The sequence below is a fragment of the Gardnerella sp. DNF00038 genome (assembly GCF_049262855.1).
GTDB lineage: Bacteria > Actinomycetota > Actinomycetes > Actinomycetales > Bifidobacteriaceae > Bifidobacterium > Bifidobacterium vaginale.
The window spans coordinates 1051823-1070994 of the sequence record NZ_CP058407.1 but is presented as its reverse complement, the minus strand read 5'-3'; the positions used below and the strand labels follow the sequence as shown (position 1 = coordinate 1070994).

Here is a 19172-nt window from a genome sequence, read left to right as displayed (position 1 = left end):
CAATTGCCCTGATGAGTTACCATCGGGGCAATTTTGTTTATGTTTGGTTACTGTTTGGTTACTGTTTTGAGTATGTTTTACGAGTATTTTTGTGACTCAAGTTTTGTAATTAAATATAGGTACAATTAATTTTCTTTTAAGAATAATGATTATATGATGCTTTTAAACATTAATCATAATTCTTAAAAGGATTGGTGAAGATTATGAGCACGTTTGATAACAATCAGAAAAATCCTCAGTTCCCTTCGTATGATGGTAATAATGAGGAAAACGCTAAAGCAACTTTAGTAAGCTCGCGCAATAAAATTGTTGCAGGTTTGCTAGCGATTTTCTTAGGATTTTTAGGTGTGCACAATTTTTATCTTGGTTTTAAAGGAAAGGCGATTGCACAGCTGCTTATTTCTGTTCTTTCTTTTGGTTTCCTGTTGATTATTACGGGAATATGGGCATTGGTTGAGGGTATTTTGATTCTTTGCTCAAAGCCTGGAAGTAAGTGGCACAAAGATGCTGATGGTGCTGAGTTAAAAGACTAAAAATAAATATTTAGTATTAAGATTTATAAGTAATTTTACAAATAAAAGATGCGTTTTAGAATTCAATTTCCAAAACGCATCTTTTATTTTTTATGCCTAAAACATTAGAACAAATGAATAATATAGCAAATATACTTATTCTTTAATATTGCATATTTTTTAATTTCATTAATGCTGCAGAGATAGCTATTAATAGAATCATTAAAGCATAAGGAATAGTTGTGTTGATTCCAGTTTTTTGCATCATTCCTCTATTCTTTGCTAAAGCATTGCCAGATTTGCTATAATGCTTATCATTATTTTCATTATCAATGCTGTTGTTATCCACATTGTAATTATCCTGTTTTGCTTTTGAAGAGTAATGATAATTCGTTCTGGAATCGTCTGTATTAGAATAATCCTTTCTGTAATTTTGAGAATATTCTTTATCTATGTTAAATGTGCTGCTATTCTGTTTATTGTTATTCTTATTTATCTCCTCTTCGGATTGTGTTGTTTCAGGATCTTTTCCTGTTTGTGTATCAGTATGTGATTGATTGTTAGGTAGAGGATCTGTTTGAGTACTAGAATCTTTAGTTTCACTTGCAACATTTAAAGTTATACTCGTTTCAAATGATAATTCTGTGCTTGAACGATCTTGATTTTTGTTTGCAGACGCAATACGAATTTTTGCAGTAAGTTTATCTCCAACTTTTGCTGTTTTAGGCACTTCAATTTTCAAAGGAATATATGTAGTTTTATTCGCTTCGATTGTTATAGAATCGCTTGATGCAGTAAAATCACTTGTATTTATAGACGTAGCTTTAATATTTTCATATTTAGTACTCGTAGGATTTACCACAGGAAGACTTATCTCTTTGGTGGATAGATTAATTTTAGTTGTGGAAGCTAAGGTTATGTTAGGACGTATACTTAACCAGTCAGCAGAAATTCTCGTATACATTATGTCATTATTATCGCCCTCATATAGAAGACCATAGCCGCCTCCTGCTTTTTGGCTTAAAGCTTGAATAGTGGAGTACGCCATTGCACCATTCTTGAATCCCTTTTCTTCTGTCCAATTTTCTCCATCATTATATGAGACACGTATCAAGCCATTTGCTCTTCCAGAACCAGAAGAAGATGAATATAAGAGGATTTTAGCTGCATCAGATCCAATTGGAGCATCTGGGAATGCTCTTGTTATTTGAGCGTTATTACCTGGATCTGGCAGTGTCTCATCTTTGTATGCTTTACCATACGTTTCTCCGCCATCATTAGAAAAAGCAATGATTCTATGATTATTTGCACCGCCTTCATGTGGTCTAGAGTTTAACATAATTCTTCCATCAGAAAGCTCTACAACCTTATTTTCATCCATATGGCTTTGTTCTTTACCTAGTCCAACTGGATTTCCAGCTTTCCAAGTTACTCCATGGTCATCAGAGTATACAGATACTGCTTGCCACTTCTCATTGTTTCTTTGCACACTTCCATTGGAACTGTTTACTATTGCGTATTGTTGTATTAAACGACCTTTATATTTTCCGTATTTTAGTTGAATACCATGCCCAGAAGTAGCAAATCTAGCTCGTTCATTTTTTGGATATTTAGTTATGTCTTTAGTTATAACTTTTGGCTCACTCCAAGTTAAACCGTTATCTTTTGAGCAAGTAACAGCAGCGTCTAAAATATGTCTATCACTTTTATCTGTACTAGCTGTAGAATCCCATACGCCACCATCGTATGATTTTACGAAGAATAAGAAAATATTGCCTGTTTCTTGGTCTACAACATATGAAGGGTCAGAGAATCCATATTTATTTGAGAGTCCATCTTTATTTGAGTTTTCTTTTCCTTTTGCTACGATTTGTATTTTTTCAAAAGTTTTTCCACCGTCTTTAGATATTCTTTGAACAATAGAATTTGGATTAGGGGCATCAGCTGCACCATTTGGTCGATAATCCCAAGCTGTAAGAATCCAACCATTGTTAGCTTCAGCTATTGCAGGTATTCTATAATAAGGTTTTCCAGTTAGTCCTTCCACAGTTTGACCTATTGTTGCTAATCTAATAGGATCCCCGTCTTTTCTAGGCCTTGGAACTGGATTAATATTTGTAACTTTTTCGCCAATTAATTTTGGAGTAGATATAACTTCATTACCATTTGCATCTTTGCTAATTTTCCAATCGGTTGACGGAGTGAAACCTTTTTCTTTAATGTCAGAATTCTCTGTTATATGGAATCCTTGCGTGCATGATACAGTTTTTCCTGGTTGTAGATCTCTCCATCTACAGTTACCATTATTTCCTTCAACGGCCACAGCAGTGAGATTACTTTTAGTTGGCCAAACAGTCACATTGTGATTAGTATTATTTGTGTAAGTCAGCTTATATCTTAGCGTATCCCCAACTCGAACATCATTTTTTAAATCATCCGTACGTGTAATCGTAAATGTTACTGGTTCAGTTTGTTCGGGGGGGGGGGTAGTTGCTGATGCTACACCTATGCTAAGTGACACAATTGTTGCAGATGTAAGAATTGCTGAGAAAATATTTTTGCAAACTTTATGCGCTGTTCCAATCATTATATTCCTTTCTTCATTGAAGGCGTATAAGTAATTACCTATAAATTACATCTTTGTCTTTATAGTTTGCGAGAACAATTACCTCGTATCTGTAGATTCTAAATCATTCATATGACATGTGACGTATGTTGAATTTTATGATAAAAAGAAGAAATTATATTGATTAAGTGAATATAAGCGAAAATATTTCGAAAATAATAATTAGTACTTATATAACGATGGTTATGTAAAATCAAATATGCATATGTCGATTAAATATGTTGTGTTGTAATACGGATAGTAGCTTGTATAAAGGATTTTTATGAAGAACATTGAAATTAAAAAATTAGATTATTTAGAAGCCAAAGATAATATGAATATAATTTTAGATTTATATCTAAAAGCATTCCCTAAAGAACTGGATCGTATAGATAATGTTCGTGAGCGCATATTAGATAGTTTGAAAGATAACAATAGTGCGCTTTTACTTGTTGCTACAATGAATAATCGTATTATCGGTGTTTTATATGGCATAGAATTATTACAAGATAATTGGTATGCGAATAAAATTAAGCCATTTTTATCAGAAAATTATGATTGGTACAATCAAAGCTTAGAGCTAAATGAGTTGTTTGTAGATCCTGAGTTTCAGCATATAGGCGTTGGCAGTGCGCTTATGAAGAAAGTCGAAAATCTTAAATTATATAAAACAATAATTTTATCTACAGAAAAAGATAATAATGCTGTTGCTTTAGATTTTTATAATAAGCTTGGATACAGTTTATTAACCGATAATTGGAAATCTTATTACGGGTCTATTTACTGCGTGCTATATAAGAAGTTTTAGTTGGGTCAATTAAAACTTACGTTATTGTGAGAAATGTATCGTTTATAATCAAAATATGACAATGATGCGGATTGCGGTAAAGGGCGGAATTGCAGCTGGAAAATCTACAGTAGCAAATCATTTGCGTTCGCTTGGCGCGTTTGCTATAGATTACGATGTTTTAGCGCGTGAATGAGGCTTCTACCGAAGGTGCTTTAGCTGATTCCGATCAGCTCGCAGCTTTGCGTGAACAGCTTTTGAGCGAAAAGAAGTAGTTTTCTACTAAAATCTTATAAATAAGATGCCCTCGGTGAGTAATCATCGGGGCATCTTTTAATATCTTTAGTAATAACGCTTTGATTTATTAATTTTTTATTATACAGTTTTTAAGAAAATAAATTTCTTACGAGAGAAAGTGTGATTATTGTGAGTGATTTAGATAAGCAAACTGGAGATTACTCAGGCTCTGACGGACAGACTCAGTACGGACAACCACAGTACAATGATCAGTCCCAGCAGTATAACCAGGCTCAGCCACAATATAACAACCAATCCCAGTATGGTGCTCAGCCTCAGTACAATGCTCAGCCACAGTATGGTCAGACTCAGTATAATCAGAATTCATATGCTCAGCCTCAGTACAATGCTCAGCCGCAATATGGTCAGTACTCTCAGTCTACTCCTCAGTACAATCAAGCATCTTCATACTCTAACTATGGGTCTAATTATTCATCAAACACATACAGAAGCTCTCGTAACAAGATTGCTGCAGGCCTGTTAGCGATTTTCTTGGGCGCTTTGGGTGTGCACAATTTCTATCTTGGTTTTAAAGGCAAGGCTATTGCCCAGCTTCTTATTTCTATTCTTTCTTTCGGCTTGCTGGCTTTTGTTTCTGGAATTTGGGCATTTATTGAAGGAATTTGCATTCTTTGCTCTCAGCCTGGTTCTAAGTGGCATAAGGATGCCGATGGTGCTGAACTTCAAGACTAATTTTACAATTACTATTTAGCATATAATGCCCCGGTAATTAGTTACTGGGGCATTAATTATAATCAAAATATGACAATGATGCGGATTGCTGTAACGGGCGGAATCGCTGCTGGAAAATCTACAGTAGTAAATTATTTGCGTTCGTTTGGCGCGTTTGTTATAGATTACGATGTTTTAGCGCGTAAAGTAGTGGAACCGGGAAGCGCAGTCTTGCAGAAAATCGTAAGCATTTTTGGGGAAAATGCTGTTAAGAATGATGGCTCTTTAAATCGCGAGTTTATTGCGGAGCATATTTTTGGCGATGATGTAAATCATAAGCAAGCGTTAAGCAGGATTGAGTCGCTTATTCATCCTGCTATTTATGATTTAGCGAAGACTTTAGAAGGTGAGTATATAAGCGAGTATTCTAGGAAAATTTCTAAAGAAGATTGCAGTGAACGAGCATCTTTAAGATCTGTTATTGTGCACGATATTCCGCTTCTCGCGCAAGTAATTGACAGCATTCCATTTAGTTTTGATCATATTATTACAGTTGAAGCACCTAAAGATGTTCGCATTGCGAGAATGATAAGCGAGCGCAAAATGAGCCAGAATCAGGCGGAGCAGCGCATAAGTAATCAAGTTGAAGAGATTGAGCGCAAAAAAATCGCGGATTTTGTGGTTGATTCTACAAAGCCTATGGAAGTTATGCTTAAAAGCGTTGATTCAAAAATTAAAACGTGGATGGGTAAGGAGCATTAGATACCGCGCGGAAAAATCGCAAGCAACCGCGCGATTGTTGGGTTTTAGTAAAATAAATAAAATGCTCTTGATGCTCTTGGAGAAAAATAATGTCGAATAAAATTCAGCGCACAAACAAGCCGTTTGTAGTAAAAGCTCCGTATGCGCCTTCGGGCGACCAGCCGCAAGCAATCGAAGAGCTGGCTAATCGCATTGAAAACGGCGAAAACGACGTTGTTTTAATGGGCGCAACTGGTACTGGTAAAACTGCTACAACCGCTTGGCTAATTGAGCGTTTGCAAAGGCCTACACTTATTATTGAGCCGAATAAAACTTTGGCAGCTCAGCTTTGCGCGGAGTTTCGCGAGCTTATGCCAGATAATGCTGTGAGCTATTTTGTGTCTTACTACGACTACTATCAGCCGGAAGCGTATATTCCGCAAACAGACACGTATATTGAAAAAGACTCGAATATTAACGACGATGTTGAGCGTCTTCGTCACGCAGCTACAGCGAATTTGCTTACGCGCAGGGATTGCGTTGTTGTAGCTACTGTTTCTTGCATTTATGGACTTGGTACCCCAGAGGAGTATGCCGAGCGAATGCTTATGTTAAGCGTTGGGGAGCAGCTTGAGCGAGACGATTTATTACGTCAATTTGTTAGCATGCAATACAAGCGCAATGACATTGCGTTTACGCGCGGAACTTTTAGAGTGCGTGGAGATACGGTTGAGATTATTCCAGTTTACGAAGAATTAGCTGTGCGAATTGAGTTCTTTGGTGACGAAATCGACAGAATTACAATGTTGCATCCGCTTACTGGGGAAGTGATTCGCCAAGAGAGTAGTGTTCATATTTTCCCAGCATCTCACTATATTGCGGGGCCGGAGCGCATGGAGCGCGCGCTTGAGGCGATTGAAAAAGAGCGTGACGAAAGAGTTGCGCAGCTTAAAAAGCAGAATAAATTGCTGGAAGCTCAGCGTTTGGAAATGCGAACTACGTACGATTTGGAAATGCTTCGACAGGTTGGAGTGTGTCCAGGAGTGGAAAATTATTCGAGGCATTTTGACGGGCGCGATGCAGGCACGCCTCCGCATACGCTTCTTGACTTTTTCCCAGACGACTTTTTGCTTGTTTTAGATGAGTCGCACGTAACCGTGCCGCAAATCGGAGCTATGTATGAAGGCGATGCTTCGCGCAAAAGAACGCTTGTGGAGCATGGTTTTAGACTGCCTTCTGCAATGGATAATCGCCCGTTAAAGTGGAAAGAATTTTTGGAGCATGTTGGTCAAACTGTGTATCTTTCGGCAACACCTGGAGATTACGAGTTGGGACTTTCGGATGGCGTAGTTGAACAGATTATTCGCCCAACTGGCTTGCTTGACCCTAAGATTGAGGTTCGACCTGTGGAAGGGCAGGTTGACGATTTGCTTGCGGAGATTAAGGCGCGTGTTGCAAAAGATGAGCGCGTGCTTGTTACTACGCTTACAAAGAAAATGGCGGAAGACTTAACTGATTACTTTTTGGAGCTTGGTATTAAAGTTGAGTACTTGCATTCGGATGTTGATACTTTGCGCAGAGTGGAGCTTTTGCGCGAGCTTCGCGAAGGAAAAATTGATGTGATTGTTGGCATTAATTTGCTTCGTGAGGGTTTGGATTTGCCGGAAGTTTCGCTGGTTGCGATTTTAGATGCAGATAAAGAAGGCTTCTTAAGATCTTACCGCTCGCTTATTCAGACGATTGGCCGCGCTGCTCGTAACGTTTCTGGAACTGTTCTTATGTATGCGGATGCTGTTACGGATGCTATGAGCAAGGCGATTAGCGAGACAGAGCGCCGCCGCGAAAAGCAAATCGCGTACAACAAGGCTCACGGAATTGACCCTAAGCCTTTGCGAAAGAAGATTAGTGACGTGAACGACATGCTTGCTAAAGAGGATGTTGATACTCAAACTTTGCTAGCAGGCGGTTACAGGAATGCTAATAAGGCTGGGAACTCGCATTATGGAGTGCCAAAAGAGCCGAATCTTGGGCAGCAAAGTAAAGAAAAGCGTATGGCGAATATTTCTGAGTTGCCGCAAGACGATATTATGTCTTTGATTAAGAATCTGAGTGAGCAAATGCATACAGCGGCAGAACAGTTGCAATTCGAGCTTGCAGCGCGATTGCGTGACGAAATACGCGATCTAAAGAAAGAATTGCGTCAAATGGATGAGGCTAATAAGTGAGTATGATTAATCGTGAGTTAATCGCGTATAAATAAGCTAGTAGTGATTAATCGTGACTAGTCGCAAGGTAATCGTGCTTTAATAAATGAGTGTTGCTAAGTGATAAGTGTGCCTAATAAATAGACGCGATAAATAAATAAGCGCGAGTTTTGTCTATAGGTCACAATTTGCTGGTACACTATTACTCGGAAAGTGGGTATTTTCCCATTTAAAAATAAACAAAGGAAACAGGCAGGCATTATGAGAAAAGCCAAAATTGTTGATACTATTGGACCAGCTACCGAATCGTTAGAGGGTATTACCAAGCTTGTTGAAGCTGGCATGGATGTTGCTCGCTTAAACCGTTCGCATGGCACTCCTGAAGATCATTTGCGCGTTTACAACAATGTGCGCGAAGCTTCAAAGACCACTGGTCGTAATGTTGCTGCTCTTGTTGATTTGCAAGGTCCAAAGATTCGTTGCGGCTGGTTCAAGAAGAACGCTGACGGCGAAGACAAGGTTTATTTGGAAGAGGGCCAAGAGTTCGTTATTACCACAGACGATATTGAGGGTGATGAGCATCGCACTTCCACAACCTTCAAGGGTTTGCCAGGAGATTGCCACGCAGGCGATCCAATTTTGATTGATGACGGCAAGGTTCGTCTTGAGGTTACCAAGGTAGAAGGCAACGACGTACACACTAAGGTTGTTGTTGCTGGCCCAGTTTCTAGCCACAAGGGCATTAACCTTCCAGGCGTTGCCGTTTCTCTTCCAGCATTGACCGAAAAGGATGAGTCTGATCTTCGTTGGGCTATTCGCACGGGTGCAGACATTATTGCAATGTCGTTCGTGCGTTTTGCTACCGATATTGATCGCGCTCACGAAATCATGGACGAAGAAGGCCGCCGCATTCCAATCGTTGCAAAGATTGAGAAGCCACAGGCTGTTGCAAACTTGGAAGAGATTGTTAAGACCTTTGATGGCATTATGGTTGCTCGTGGAGATATGGCAGTGGAGATGCCACTTGAGCAGGTTCCACTCGTTACCAAGCGCTGCATTGAGCTTTCTCGCCAATACGCAAAGCCAGTAATCGTTGCTACCGAAGTTCTTGGATCAATGGTTAACTCTCCAGTTCCAACTCGTGCAGAGGCTTCTGATTGCGCTAACGCTGTTCTTGACGGCGCCGATGCAACTATGACATCTAACGAGACCGCAGTCGGCAAGTATCCAGCAGTTACCGTTCAGACCATGTCTCGTATTTCTCAATACGCGACTGAAAATGGCTATGATCGCATTCCATCTGTGGAGCTTGACATGTCTAGCACGGGTGCAGTTTCTTCTGCAGCTGTTGACTTGGCGGACAAGCTTAACGCTAAGGCGATTGTTGCTTACACTCAGACTGGTCGCACTGTGCATCGCATTTCTCGCGAACGCCCAGCTGCTCCAATCTACGGCTTGACCAACAATGAGCACACTTATCACTGGTTGGCTTTGAGCTGGGGCACTGAAGGCTTCTTGATTAGCGAGGACTACCACGATATGAACCGTCACGATCTTATGATCTTCACCGACAAGGTTCTTCGTGAAGCTGGTAAGGTTGAAGACGGCGACAAGATTGTTGTTTTGAGCACTGCTCAGGGTGAGCGCCAGGCTGGTCGTACCGACTCTATTTACGTTCACACCGTTGGTGCTTGCGATTAATCCCTAGTTGATTGCTAGTTAATCGTTAGTTTTTTAAACGCGCATCCTTTTGGGTGCGCGTTTTCGTTTAGCATGAATCTGGTGATTTCTCACGCTACGATTTAAACTCGAAGTCGTCTATTCCCGCGTTTGTTTACCATTTGAGCCAAAAAGGGAACAAACGCAGTAATGAAAACGCTACGAGGATTAAGTGTGTCGTTTGGTGTGTCGTTTGTGTATCGTGCAAAATCGCGTGAGAGAGAAGATAACAAAAACGCCGCTTAGAATGTTAAGCGGCGTTGTGCACGTGCCCCCGGTGAGACTCGAACTCACACTGCACAGATTTTGAGGCTGTTTCCTCTACCAATTGGGATACAGGGGCATCTTAAATTATCCGCGTTTTAACGCGACTTGATGACTATACCACATTTTGTAGAGTAATCAAATATACCGCGTGTTGCGCGTGCGGAAAAGTCGCTAGCAGCCGAGCACCAAAAACCCAAAGTAAAATCAAAATAAATAAATATAAATCAAAACAGAGTCAAAACAGAGTCAAAACAGAAATATTAATTTGCAAATTATTTAAGACTGGGTGTGTTGATGTAAGAATTTTGGTATAATTGCGACTTGCGCCTCTGTAGCTCAATGGATAGAGCAACGGCCTTCTAATCCGTTGGTTGCGCGTTCGAATCGCGTCGGGGGCACTTGTTTGATTTTCTGCTCTTGTATTATTTCGAAAGCATTTCGACAATATCTCATAAAAACAAGGAGCGCGCGTGGAAAAGCATAATGATAATGTAGCCGCAGCGATAATTCTGGCAGCAGGTGATGGGACGCGCATGCGTTCAACAACGCCGAAAGTATTGCATCCGTTCGCTGGAAAAACGTTCTTAAATCGCGTAATGAACGCAATGGCAGGCGTAAACCCTAAGGAGCTTGCTGTTGTAGTGCACGCTCAAGCGCAACGAGTGTCGGCAGCTGCGCAAAGCTACAATAACGCCGTGCGTATTGTGAACCAGGATGATAAGCCTGGAACGGGCAGGGCAGTGCAGTGCGCAATGCGAGATCTTAATGAAGCTTCAAAACAAGAATGTGGTAGTGCGCTTAAAGGTTCTGTGGTAATTGCGGCAAGTGATATGCCACTTTTAGACACGCAAACATTGCAATCATTAATTGATTTTCACAATAATCAAGGCAATGTAGCAACTGTTTTAACCGCTGTTTTAGACGATGCCACTGGCTACGGGCGAATTGTGCGAGAAGCAAATGGTGATGTGCTAAGAATTGTTGAACACAAAGATGCTAATGCAGGAGAGCTTGCGATTAAGGAAGTGAACACATCTGTGTACGTGTTCGATGCGGAAGTGCTTACAGACGCAATATCTAACCTTAATTCCAAGAACGCTCAAGGCGAGTTTTACTTAACGGATGCGCTAGAGCACGCTCGCACAATGGGGCGTGTTGGAGCAATGGCGGCAGCTGATTCGTTGAGAGTAGAAGGCGTAAATACACGCGTTCAATTAGCTGCGCTTGCAAAAGCATACAACAAGCGCGTTTGCGAAAAGTGGATGCTTGAAGGCGTAACGATTCTAGACCCAGAAAACACGTGGATCGAAGACGATGTTGTTTTGCAAGAAGACGTTACGGTACTTCCAGGGTGCTTCTTGCAAGGGCAAACGATTGTTAAAAGCGGTGCGGTTGTAGGACCATACACTACGCTTATCGATGCGCAAGTAGATGAAGACGCGGTTGTGGAGCGCTCGCGTGTGCAAGAATCACATATTTGCCGCGCTGCAAACATTGGTCCGTGGACGTATTTGCGACCAGGAAATGTGCTTGGCGAGGAGAGCAAAGCGGGCGCGTTTGTGGAGATGAAGAAAGCGCATATTGGAAACGGCACTAAGGTTCCACACTTAAGCTACATGGGCGACGCTGATTTGGGTGAGCACACGAATATCGGCGGTGGCACAATTACAGCAAACTACGACGGTGTGCATAAGAATCACACGACTATTGGCTCTAACGCGCATGTTGGTGCAGGAAACCTGTTTGTAGCTCCCGTTACTGTTGGAGATGGAGTTACAACGGGTGCAGGATCTGTTGTGCGTCACGATGTTCCAGCGGATTCCATGGTGTATTCGGAAAATACGCAGCATGTTGTAGAAGGCTGGAAGCCAGTTTGGGAGCGCTAGTTCGATAGTTCAATAGTTAAGGAGAAACAATGGCAGCTTTAGAAAGCTCTGTTAACGCGATTAGGATTGCTGCGGCTGCAGCTGATAGGTTAAAAGCCACTAATATCCAGGCTTTTGACGTTAGCAATCTGCTTGGAATTACAGACGCCATGCTGGTTGTTTCTGCATCTAACGAGCGTCAAGTCTTAGCTGTTAGCGAAGAAATCGAAAAAGACTTGTACTTAAAAGACAATAAGCGTAAAGCTTTATCTCGAGAAGGTTTAGAACTAGCACAGTGGATTTTGCTTGATTTTGGCGACTTTGTGATTCATATTATGCACGAGGAAGCGCGCGAGTTTTATCGCCTTGAGCGTTTGTGGAATGATTGCCCTGCAATTGATTTGCAACTTCCAGAGCATGATGAGAGCGATGCGGATGGCGATTATGTCTATGATGCGCAAAATGGCGATCAAGAGTCTGAAAGGTAGCGCAAGATAATGGTTGATTTTGTTGAAAGCGCAACGCAAATTGCGCATAATGCCAATAAAAACAGCGCTCACGAAGGTATTGCGCGTTCTGTAATGCTTGTTCGCCATGGCCAGACGCCTTATAATGCACAATTTAGACTTCAAGGCATGATTGATATTGCTTTAGATGAGTCTGGAATAGACCAGGTGACTCGCTCTGGTAAGGCTTTGCGTGTTCTTTTTGGAGCTTCCGACTTAGAAGACCCAAAGAATCCAAATAGCGAGGAGCACGTGCGCATTACTCCAGAAGAAGCAGACGCGAGTTTTGTTGCAATTGCTTCTCCGCTTATTCGCGCACAACAGACAGCTCATGCTTTTGCAGATAAGATTGAGCTTAATGTTCACGTTGAAAATGGTGTGCGCGAGCGCTTTTTTGGAGAGTGGGAAGGCCTTAATCGCCAGCAAATTAACGAAAAATGGCCTGAAGATTTTAAGTCATGGGTTGATGGCAAAGGTGGTGAACTCAACCACGGTGCAGAAACTAAGCAAGAAGTTGGCGAGCGCGCGGCGAAAGCTGTTGAGGATTGGGCGCGCAAAACTGGCTCGGATCGCGATTTGCTAGTGTTTTCGCACGGCTCTTGCCTATCTCAAACTGTTCATAAGCTTCTTGGATTAGACAAGGTAGATCCTTCTTATAAGACGATTGGTGGAATGGGAAACGGTCGTTGGGCGCGTTTAATTCCAAGTCTTAACGCGGATGGTTCAATCCATTGGCGTTTGGATGCTTACGATCAAGGCCCTGCAGCCGACCCTACAAGTCAGCGTCTTATTCGCATTTGGGGAGCGGCTTAAGTAGCTGTGTAATCTTTTCATTTTTCGCCGCTTATGTTCCAAAAACTACCGTTTAGCGGTTTTGTAAAGACAGACTATTTACAGTGCCGTATAGTCAAAATTACAAAACAAAAAGCTAGCAAAAGCTAAGAAAAGTTAGCAAAAGCTAACGGTAGTATACGGAAGGGAGGCTTGATGAAAGTAACGATTGCTATTGTGCCGCCAGAAGAGGAGCAGCACGCTCAATTGTCAGTTCACAATATTGACGACAATCTTAAACGCATTATAGCCAATTTGCAAGGCATTGATTCTAAAAATGCAAAAGCAAGTAACACTGAAAATAATACTGTAAATGCGGAAAATAGCAACAATAATTCATTTATATATGGTTATATTAACGATTCGATTATTGTTATGCACGAGCCAGATGTGATTATGATTTGCGTAGAAAATTCGCGCGTAATCATCCACAGTGATAAAGGCGAGTGCGTTTCTTACAAGCGCCTAATGGATTTTGACAATCCGCAATTCGCGTCGTTTGTGCGCATATCTAAATCCGCAATCGTGAACTTGAATCGCATTGTTCGAGTAGATCCAGGATTCGGCGGAAGTATGAGCGTAAAAATGGACGACGGAAGCGTTGAGTGGATTAGTCGCAGATGCTTAGCAGGATTCAAAAAGCGCTTAGGAATGTAGTTTTAAGCGTAGTCAAATATAAAACTATCAAAAATTTTAATACTAATTTTTTAATACTTAAAAAGGAAATGATTATTATGGAAAAGCAAGTTACAACTTTAGGCAAAACAATGGCAAAAAACATTGTCAAAGGCATTGGCATAGGGTGCACTATTTTTACTGCAATCAGTTTTGTATCTAGCCTGTTAGCGCATAGCGCAGTTGGAAACAGAATTGCATCTTATGCTGTAGCATCGTTTGTTATAGGCATAGGCTATGGAGTGTTCGCTATTTTTTGGTCGAATGAGCGTATGTCAAATCTCGCAAAATTCGTTTTTGCGCTAGTTCCACCAATTGCTATTCAATTTATTGTATCGGTGATTGTTGGGTGGATTTCATTCAAAGATGAGCCAGCTGTGATTTGCGGATGGATTGTATTCACTGTTATTTTCCCGATTGCGATTGCTGCAATAATTTATTACTTCGAGAAGAAGAAAGCGGAAGAAATGAACGCTAGGTTGCAAGCATTGCGTAAAGAAAACAAGTAAATTAGTGACAATTAAATAATCAAATAAAAATTAATCAAATAAAAATTGAGTGGTGTTCATCTTCGCCATTGAGGACGAACGCCACTCGATATTGTATTCCGCGTATTAGAGACCTAAAAATTCGGCGTTTTGTTAGATTTTTACTAAAAATTAGTATTTTGACTAATCTTTAGTAATTGTCTTTCCAGCATTAGCTCCAGAAGTCAAATCCTGAATCTCATTAATCTCCATAACAGGAACGGCAGCAGGCTTCTTTGTGCCCTTTTCTTCGGCAACGCGAACTTGCTCATTGTAAATCGCGTCATCCGTGTGAAGCGTAACAGTTCCGCGGAAGCGATAGCCCTTCTTTTCTGCCAAATTTGCAACTGCTACAACCAACTGGCTGCCATCTTGCAAGTTCTTAAAATGCTGACCTGCAGTGCGCTCATGGTAAGCAAGGTGATTATCGTCTAGAACAAACATTGACATCTTTGGTCCAAGATCAAGCTCGCCATCTTTGCTAATCGTTGCAATCCAAGCCAAATTGTTCTCAATAAAAGTCTTCATATCTTCACTAAGAGTTGCCATGTTGAGTCCTTTCTTCAACTGATTATTTTTTCAATCGCGCAATCATATGATTATGATTCAATCACATCTAAGATTACGCGCAATCCTGCATATAAAGGCTTAAAATTCGACAAGTTTTTGCAAAAACGCCTAAACTTGTGACATAAATCACCAATTGCACAAAGTGCAAACGTAATTTTCCGCACTTTGTACCATATTTGACCTAAATCACGTACAAAAAGCGGAAAATCGCTAACGCGCTACGCTTTAAGCGAAAAGGCAGGTCGTCGCGCATCAATCATGAATCGTAAATATTAAGGTAAAGTCGCAGTGTGTACAACCAATTCAGTTGTCAATTAGGAAATTTTCCGAAGGAACGCCGATGGGTTGTACTTTTCTTGTAATTATGTCTATTCTATAAAGTTTATAAGGCAATTTAGCTAACTTAAAGAAAAATTTAATGTTATAGACTTGTGATTTGCAAGAAATTGAGGGGAGTGACATGAGTGAAATAAATAGCGCGGTTCAACCAAGACAGAACAATCGAATTAACGTAAACTTCGCGCGAATCATGTTGCTCTTATGCGCCGCAATTTGGGGCGGAAGCTACGTCTCATCTAAATACGCTCTAGAAGTATTCCCACCTCAATGGCTTATGGGAGTTCGCATGCTTGGAGCGTGCATAATAATGGGCGCAGTCTTCTTTAAAACAATCCGCAAAAATTTTACTAAAAAGCTAATAATTCCTTCGCTTTTAACAGGTGTTACATATTACGCATCTTTAGTTACTCAAACAGAAGGATTAAGGTGGATAGACCCAGGTAGAAGTGCTTTTCTCACAGCTGCATATTGCGTTATAGCGCCATTTTCCGCGTGGATGATTATTAAAAAGAAGCCAACGCTTTTAGGAATTATTGCTGCTTTAACATGCGTTGTGGGCGTTGGATTCGTTGCGCTAAAGCCAGGCTTGCTTGTTCTTACGCTTTCTCACGGAGATGTTTTAACTCTTATCTGTGCGGCTGTTTTTGCGTTTAACTTAACATACTTAGCGTATTATTCTAGACAATACAATCCCGTTGCTTTAACATTCGGTCAGTTTAGTGTTTCTGGAGTTCTATTTTTGTGCGGAGCTGCAGTAAGTGAGCCTTTGCCTAATTTTAATGCCGAAGATAATTGGATAACTATTACGAACATGTTCTATCTTATAGTGATAGTAACTGTTCTTGCGCAAATCATTCAAAACTATACTCTGATTTATCTTTCAACAGCTAACGCTTCCGTGATTATGTGCACAGAATGCTTATTTACATTGCTATTTTCTAGCATTCTATACAACGAGCGCGTAACAAGCGTTGCTTTTATTGGCTTTGCATTGATTTTTGCTGCGATTCTGCTTGCAAGTTTGGCAGAACATATTGAGCTTATAAAAATCAAAAATAAGCAGAAAATTTCTGAAACAGAGTCTAAAGTTGCATCTGCAGCAGCATCTACAATTTAAATAGTTGTCAATTTAAATAGTTGTCAATAATTGTCAATTTGAATAGTAGTAAATAATAATTTTGTAAGGTGGTACTTGTGAAGAACTTCTTCAAAGGAATATCGTTTACGCAAGTGCTGGCTGGTTCTTTAGCAGCTGTTACAGCATTCCTTCTATCGTCAAAAATCGGTATAGCAGGATCAGTAATTGGTGTTGCAATAGGTTCGATTGTGTCTGCTGTAGCATCGCAACTTTATCAAAATGTTATTCACGCGTCTTCAAAAAAGATCCAGTCTTCTTCTGCATTAAAATCAGTTTCAAGCCATTATGCAGATGATGACACTAAAGTTGTAAATAATGCACGATTTATTGCATTAGAGGATGATATGCCAGAAGAATATGAGGTTCATGAAGCGAACGAACCTCGCAGAATAAAAACAGTTAGAAAAGTTATGGCTACTGCCTCTGGGCAAAATACTGATAATAGCGTTGATAACACAAGCATTATGGAATTGTCTTCATTAAGAAAGATGAAAGAAGAAGATAATTCGCTTTCGGAAGGAGATTCGGATTCTCTGCTTACGCTAACCGACGCAAAGCGTAGATTAGGCAACAATAGTGATTATGACTATGCAAAGCAGAAAAAATACGTGGATGATGAGTCAAGGTACAAACGACTTACTATTTTAGTTGCTGTTCTTAGCGCTCTTGCTGCGGTGATTATTACTGCTGGCATGGTTCTGTTGTTTACGCAAGGAAAAGGCACTGATAATTTAAACAATTTACCGCAGAATCCTGCGCAAAATAACAATCAGACTAATAGGGGAAATCAGACTCCTGAAAATGGTGAGAATAATCGTATTCAAAATCAGAATCAAGATTCAGGCAACTATTCTAAATCTAATGAAGACAATAAGAATGATGAGAATGGTTCGGATAAAAAACCGTCTGATAAAAAAGATGCGAATAATCATGAAGGAAACTCTTTAGATGATAAAAACTCTTCGAATAGTGGTGATTCAAAGGGTGCGGATGGATTAAACAATTCTGGATCTGACTCAAAATCTAGCGGATCTAAGGGTGATTCTTCACAAAACACAGATTCTGGATCGGCTTCGTCTCCTTCATCTCCTTCTTATTCTTCACCTAATGGTGCAGATGGTGGTACTTCTGTACAGCAGGGAGAATCTGGATCGCGACAATCATCGGGTAGTGGCGAATAATAGTTTTATGCGGCAAGAAATCCATATTTTTACAACAAAAATTGAGGAGTTTACGACACGCCGAGTTTGGTTGGTAGCAAAATCTGTTGTATTCTATCAAAGGTTCGTTTGAGCTGCACAATTAAAAACGGGGCTATGGCGCAGCTGGTAGCGCATCTCCATGGCATGGAGGGGGTCGGGGGTTCGAATCCCCCTAGCTCCACAATTTGAAACGTCACTTCTAAGCGAGGTGGCGTTTTTTGTTATATTTCGATACGTATCCTATATACTTATAAGTCCTAGGTGCATAAACTTTATCGCATAAAATTTATATGCCGTAAATTGTTAAACAAAAGTCGAAAGTAAAAAGTCGAAACTAAAAACTAAAAGTCAAAAATAGAAAATAGAAAATAAAAGATAGAAAATCGGAGGGAAGATTTACATCATGCTAAGACGCTCTTGGAAAACAGTATGCAAAATAGCCAATAATGAGCGTACATCTGGGTTAATTATGCTCGGATTTGCTTTAGCTGGATTAATGCTTGCAAATTTGCCATTTACGTCTCCGATTTTTGAAGCTGTTTCTCACACTCAAATAGGAATTCCGTACACAAATATTCACATGTCGATTAGCCACTGGGTTCAAGACGGCTTGTTAACTATTTTCTTTCTTACAGTTGGTTTAGACTTAAAACACGAGCTTATTGCAGGATCGCTTAGAGACCCTCGCGCGGCAGCAATGCCAATGATTTGCGCGATTGGAGGTATGGTTGTTCCTCCTATTCTTTTTGCGGGAACTGTTACAATATTCTCGGAGTTGCACGCTGGTCAAGAGATTATGCGACTTACTTCTGGAGCGCTTCCGTCTTTAGACATGGTTCGCGCTGGCTGGGCTATTCCTACGGCAACAGATATAGCATTCTCGCTGGCTGTTCTTGCGCTTTTTGCTAAAACGCTTCCTAAAGCCTTGCGCGCATTTTTAATGACTCTGGCTACAGTAGACGATCTTCTTGGAATCGCATTAATCGCATTGTTCTTCTCTTCGCTTAACGCATGGTATTGGTTTGTGGGCGTTGTTTTATGCGGATTAGTATGGACTATGCTTGTGCGATTAAAGCGCGTTCCATGGCCTGTTGTGGCTCTTGTTGGCTTGCTTGCGTGGGTTATGATGTATCAAGCTGGCGTTCACCCAACTCTTGCAGGCGTAATGGTTGGTTTGCTAACTCCTGCGCATCTTGTTCACGGCGAAAAGTCGCTTAGAGCCGAAAGGTATCGACAGAAAATTCAGCCTTTGTCTTCTTTGTTTGCGCTGCCAGTTTTTGCGCTTTTTGCAACTGGAGTTCATTTTGAAACATTGACTTGGCAGCTGTTCTTGTCTCCAATACTAATTGCGATTACGATTGCGCTAGTTGTTGGAAAGCCACTTGGAATTATGATTACTGCTTGGTTTGCTAAGAAAGTTATTGGCTTGCGCGTTCCAGACGATTTGCGCGTTCGCGACCTTTTGCCTACAGCATGCGCGTGCGGAATTGGTTTTACTGTGTCTTTGCTAATCGCTTCGCTTGCATACAGCGATGCGGATCTTTCGGGAGAAGCGCGATTCGGAGTACTAGTGGCGTCTATTATTGCGGCTGCTGTTTCGGGATTTATGCTTGCAAAGCAATCGAATCATATGGAAGAAGAATTAGACGATATTGAAGAGTGACTTTAATGCGTTTATTTAACGCGATTACAAGACGACTAGAAAGTGACTAGAA

The 19172-nt window shown here is 40.7% G+C and carries 16 protein-coding genes, 3 tRNA genes and 1 pseudogene; 17 read left to right on the top strand and 3 right to left on the bottom strand.

Translation table 11 applies throughout. The annotated features are described in order from the left end of the window. Window positions 1–203: 203 nt before the first annotated feature. Entirely contained in the window at window positions 204–533 is a 330-nt protein-coding gene (locus HXT19_RS04195) for a TM2 domain-containing protein (protein WP_009994376.1), read from the top strand. Between the two features lie 142 nt (window positions 534–675). Here HXT19_RS04195 and HXT19_RS04190 read toward each other — a convergent pair whose 3' ends face one another. Beyond that, window positions 676–2871, bottom strand: coding sequence for a sialidase family protein (locus tag HXT19_RS04190; RefSeq protein WP_020759462.1), 2196 nt, complete (start codon window positions 2869–2871; stop codon window positions 676–678). A gap of 529 nt (window positions 2872–3400) precedes the next feature. Between HXT19_RS04190 and HXT19_RS04185 the strand changes: the two genes are divergently transcribed. The 6 genes and pseudogenes from HXT19_RS04185 (at window position 3401) to pyk (ending at window position 9519) form a co-directional block, all read left to right on the top strand. Next, window positions 3401–3925, top strand: coding sequence for a GNAT family N-acetyltransferase (locus tag HXT19_RS04185; RefSeq protein ID WP_016833167.1), 525 nt, complete (start codon window positions 3401–3403; stop codon window positions 3923–3925). Between the two features lie 55 nt (window positions 3926–3980). Beyond that, a pseudogene (locus HXT19_RS04180) lies at window positions 3981–4097 on the top strand (dephospho-CoA kinase); the annotation flags it as partial. A gap of 224 nt (window positions 4098–4321) precedes the next feature. After that, entirely contained in the window at window positions 4322–4894 is a 573-nt protein-coding gene (locus tag HXT19_RS04175; protein ID WP_020759461.1) for a TM2 domain-containing protein, read from the top strand. A 69-nt stretch (window positions 4895–4963) separates the two neighbouring features. Next, complete coding sequence (coaE, locus tag HXT19_RS04170; protein ID WP_020759460.1) at window positions 4964–5635, top strand: dephospho-CoA kinase; 672 nt, start codon at window positions 4964–4966, stop codon at window positions 5633–5635. A gap of 89 nt (window positions 5636–5724) precedes the next feature. Continuing rightward, complete coding sequence (gene uvrB / locus HXT19_RS04165; RefSeq protein WP_004113141.1) at window positions 5725–7839, top strand: excinuclease ABC subunit UvrB; 2115 nt, start codon at window positions 5725–5727, stop codon at window positions 7837–7839. 240 nt (window positions 7840–8079) lie between these two features. Further along, window positions 8080–9519: a pyruvate kinase gene (gene pyk, locus HXT19_RS04160; protein ID WP_004113139.1), complete on the top strand. Its 1440-nt coding sequence runs from the start codon at window positions 8080–8082 to the stop codon at window positions 9517–9519. 287 nt (window positions 9520–9806) lie between these two features. Here pyk and HXT19_RS04155 read toward each other — a convergent pair. Continuing rightward, window positions 9807–9880: transfer RNA gene (locus tag HXT19_RS04155), tRNA-Leu, on the bottom strand. Between the two features lie 249 nt (window positions 9881–10129). On the opposite strand from HXT19_RS04155, the gene HXT19_RS04150 reads away from it, so the two are divergent. The 6 genes from HXT19_RS04150 (at window position 10130) to HXT19_RS04125 (ending at window position 14190) form a co-directional block, all read left to right on the top strand. Beyond that, a tRNA-Arg gene (locus HXT19_RS04150) sits at window positions 10130–10202 on the top strand. A gap of 72 nt (window positions 10203–10274) precedes the next feature. Then, window positions 10275–11690 carry a bifunctional UDP-N-acetylglucosamine diphosphorylase/glucosamine-1-phosphate N-acetyltransferase GlmU gene (glmU, locus tag HXT19_RS04145; RefSeq protein WP_013399648.1) on the top strand — a complete coding sequence of 472 codons (1416 nt, stop codon included), beginning with the start codon at window positions 10275–10277 and terminating at the stop codon, window positions 11688–11690. Window positions 11691–11719: 29 nt separating this feature from the next. Next, complete coding sequence (gene rsfS / locus HXT19_RS04140; protein WP_009993484.1) at window positions 11720–12157, top strand: ribosome silencing factor; 438 nt, start codon at window positions 11720–11722, stop codon at window positions 12155–12157. A gap of 9 nt (window positions 12158–12166) precedes the next feature. Next, entirely contained in the window at window positions 12167–12988 is an 822-nt protein-coding gene (locus HXT19_RS04135) for a histidine phosphatase family protein (RefSeq protein ID WP_009993488.1), read from the top strand. Window positions 12989–13162: 174 nt separating this feature from the next. After that, a complete protein-coding gene (locus HXT19_RS04130; RefSeq protein WP_004138033.1) occupies window positions 13163–13663 on the top strand; it encodes a LytTR family DNA-binding domain-containing protein in 501 nt (166 codons plus the stop codon). A 77-nt stretch (window positions 13664–13740) separates the two neighbouring features. Beyond that, window positions 13741–14190, top strand: coding sequence for a DUF3021 family protein (locus HXT19_RS04125; RefSeq protein ID WP_004113130.1), 450 nt, complete (start codon window positions 13741–13743; stop codon window positions 14188–14190). A gap of 162 nt (window positions 14191–14352) precedes the next feature. Here HXT19_RS04125 and HXT19_RS04120 read toward each other — a convergent pair whose 3' ends face one another. Then, window positions 14353–14757, bottom strand: a complete 405-nt coding sequence (locus HXT19_RS04120; RefSeq protein ID WP_004113128.1) for a pyridoxamine 5'-phosphate oxidase family protein — start codon at window positions 14755–14757, stop codon at window positions 14353–14355. Between the two features lie 481 nt (window positions 14758–15238). Here HXT19_RS04120 and HXT19_RS04115 point away from each other — a divergent pair, with 481 nt between their 5' ends. The 4 genes from HXT19_RS04115 to HXT19_RS04100 all read left to right on the top strand — a co-directional run bounded on the left by HXT19_RS04115 (window position 15239) and on the right by HXT19_RS04100 (window position 19120). Then, the gene (locus HXT19_RS04115) at window positions 15239–16234 is read left to right on the top strand and encodes a DMT family transporter (protein WP_180947157.1); all 996 of its coding nucleotides are present in this window, start codon (window positions 15239–15241) and stop codon (window positions 16232–16234) included. Window positions 16235–16311: 77 nt separating this feature from the next. After that, window positions 16312–17436: a hypothetical protein gene (locus HXT19_RS04110; RefSeq protein WP_032840915.1), complete on the top strand. Its 1125-nt coding sequence runs from the start codon at window positions 16312–16314 to the stop codon at window positions 17434–17436. A 129-nt stretch (window positions 17437–17565) separates the two neighbouring features. Next, window positions 17566–17638: transfer RNA gene (locus HXT19_RS04105), tRNA-Ala, on the top strand. A gap of 222 nt (window positions 17639–17860) precedes the next feature. Then, complete coding sequence (locus tag HXT19_RS04100) at window positions 17861–19120, top strand: Na+/H+ antiporter NhaA (protein WP_004114860.1); 1260 nt, start codon at window positions 17861–17863, stop codon at window positions 19118–19120. The last annotated feature ends 52 nt before the right edge of the window (window positions 19121–19172 follow it).